The 2745-nt window shown below is 56.1% G+C and carries 3 protein-coding genes; all 3 read left to right on the forward strand.

Going from position 1 to position 2745, the window contains the following annotated elements; translation table 11 throughout:
- The coding region (locus AC1DFU_RS27530) for a VENN motif pre-toxin domain-containing protein (RefSeq protein ID WP_477159829.1) at nt 1–1566 on the forward strand (1566 nt) is incomplete at its 5' end.
- Between the two features lie 506 nt (nt 1567–2072).
- Nucleotides 2073–2435 carry a hypothetical protein gene (locus AC1DFU_RS27535; protein WP_441593846.1) on the forward strand — a complete coding sequence of 121 codons (363 nt, stop codon included), beginning with the start codon at nt 2073–2075 and terminating at the stop codon, nt 2433–2435.
- 23 nt (nt 2436–2458) lie between these two features.
- On the forward strand, nt 2459–2745 hold a 287-nt coding region (locus tag AC1DFU_RS27540; RefSeq protein WP_441593848.1), incomplete at its 3' end, for a hypothetical protein.

The following is a 2745-nucleotide window of genomic DNA, read 5'->3' on the forward strand; positions in this document are numbered from 1 at the left end:
GAGCAAACCGGGCTCTATGCCGGCAAGGGCGGGTTCGATATCAACGTGGAGGGGAACACCGGCCTGAAGGGCGCGGTGATCGCGAGTACGGCGGAGAAGGACAAGAACACGCTGACCACCGGCACGCTGACAACGAGCGATATCGAGAACAAGGCCGAGTACAAGAGCGATACGTCGACGATTGCGGGGAGTTTCAGTGGCGGGCAAGGCGGCACGAGTGTTCTCCAGAACCTTGCGGATAGCTTGGCGGCGACGGCCGCTGGGAACGCTCAGAAGCCGACAGAAGGGGGCGCCGGAGGGACCACAAGGAGTGCGATTGCTGATGGGACCATCAAGATCAAAGACGCGACTGGACAACAAGAGAAGACCGGGCAGACGGCAGAAGAGACGATTGCTGCGTTGAATCGTGATACTGCCGCAGCGAATGAGAGCGTCAGCAAGATCTTCGATGAACAAAAGGTCAAGGATGAGCAAGCGTTCAAACGGTTGATGAGCGAGACCGTTCAACAGGCAGCGCCCATGCTCTACAACCAAGTGGGCAGTGCTTTGGAGAACTCCACCCCTGAAACCAAGGCCCTTGTACACGCTTTGGTGGGTGGTCTGATTTCGCAAGCACTGGGGGGCAGCTTTGCGGCGGGCGCCGCAGCAGGCGGTGCCGCATCTCTGGCAATGGAGACGTTTGGCGAAGCGTTGCTAGATGTGGACGGACTGAGCGATGCCGATCGGAAGGCCCTGGTTCAACTAGCAGGGGCTTTCGTAGGTGGGGTGGCGGGTGCCGTAGCTGGTGGGTCGCCGAATGATGCAGCAGCAGGCGCAAACGTAGGCAAGGTGGCGACGGAGAACAACTACCTGAACCATAAGCAAAAGCGTGAAAGAGCCGAGGCTCTAGCCGACTGTAAAGATGACCAGTGCGAAAAGGAAGTGCGAGACGAGTACGCGAGGAAGTGGACCGAGAATCGCGAAGACGTTGCGAACTGCTCGAGCTACGCAGAGTGCACGAGCCTGGCGCAGGAACTCCGAGCAGAGCAGAATGCTCAAGGGCAGCGTATCGCGGAACTGCAGGGAAAGGGGCCTACTAACTGGACCGAGGCGGAGCGACTAGAGTACGCGGACTTGCGCCTTGGCGACACGACCGTCAACCAGATGCGCAGCCTAGCCTTGGCTAGTGCGGCACGATATGGGGTGGACAGCTCTCTCGGCTCGCCGGAGATCGCCGATCTTATTGCCGACGTTGGGATAGGAGTTGCGTCGGGATTTGGCGGATCCACTTTTTCTTCGCGGAAGCTCACTTTTGAGCCTGCCCCCTACCATGGGACGGTTGATAACCCGGTCAAGAGCCGTGGCCCGGTGAACGGGCAGGAGTCTCTCGACACGTCGGTGCAGATAAAAGATACGTCACCTCGTCGGGTTAGCGTCGATAGAGAGACAGGTGATTTCGTTGTCTTCGATAGAACAAATGGTGATGTCTATCACGGACACGTAAGGAAATGGGAAGATCTCACGATAGAGATGCAGAACTCCTTAATTAAGGCTGGCTATGCTGACAGAAGAGGAAATGTAAAATGAACTATGAAAACCCGGCCCCCATAAGTCTAATGCTGGCGGAAGTTCTCTTGAACTCCGAGAATCAAGCCGATGCGACTCGTGCCTGCGTAAGTCTTGCCATGTATGAACCAGATGTGGAACGTGTGGCTAAATTGCTTTGTGATGTCGCTGCGGATGTGCGCAGAGAAGTGTCTTTGCGGAGACTGGCGATAACCTGTTTTGGGCACTTAGTCCGCAGGTCTCCGAACATGGATCTCACTGCGGTGTGTAGAACACTCCAATCATTGGCGTCTGAGGAAGCTCTGCTTGGGGCGATAGAGGATGCTATGGATGACTTAAAAATATTTTCCGCTAAGAAAAGCTAAATTATCTATAGTGATCAAATAGATTCGCACCATTTACAAATGAAAATAATCATATGCGCATTCTTAGCGGTCCTCACTCTCGCCGCTTGCTCTACCTACACCCCACCGCCCGTCAGCCCGGACGAACCCGTAGCCGAACTCTACGACACAGGCAACTTTTCCATGACCAGCCCGGTCATGGACCCCAAAGGTTGCTACCAAACCAACATCCGGATCGAGAATCAGCCCTTGCAGGTTCGGGCAAACAAATCGCTGGTTATCGCGATTGACGGCTCGGTGGGGATGTATCGCTGCAGGGATATGATCAGGTTCAAGCCGCAAGCCGGTCACAAGTATGTCGTGCATGGCCTTCCTGGCCGCGATGACACAGCGCACCAGACATCGGTATTCCAGCGCGCGATCAGCGCGAACACCGGGCACTGCCATATCGAGATTCTCGATGAAACGAAAGAGGGCGATGCCCAGCGGCTTGCGGTGCAGCGCACGGAGCCAAGGCAGAAAGGCTTTGCCTGCATTACCTTTTAGTTCCGATTTCTAGCCGAGTCATCGTGGTATTCCTAAGTCCTGAAGACTTCATTGACGCATCCGCCGGGGCGGCTTTCATTTCGACACGCATAAACCATCGCATCGAAAGCCGTCAGGACACGGACGACTACCACAGCCGCGAATCGTCATCGGGCATGCAGGCCAGCATCTGTGTGCCGCCGATCTGTTACGGCACCACGGTGAGCGCCAGCGGCAGTGTGAGCAGCGGCAAGACGGATAGCACCTATGCATCCGTGGTGGAGCAAACCGGGCTCTATGCCGGCAAGGGCGGGTTCGATATCAACGTGGA

The organism is Cupriavidus sp. 10L45, from assembly GCF_056395225.1.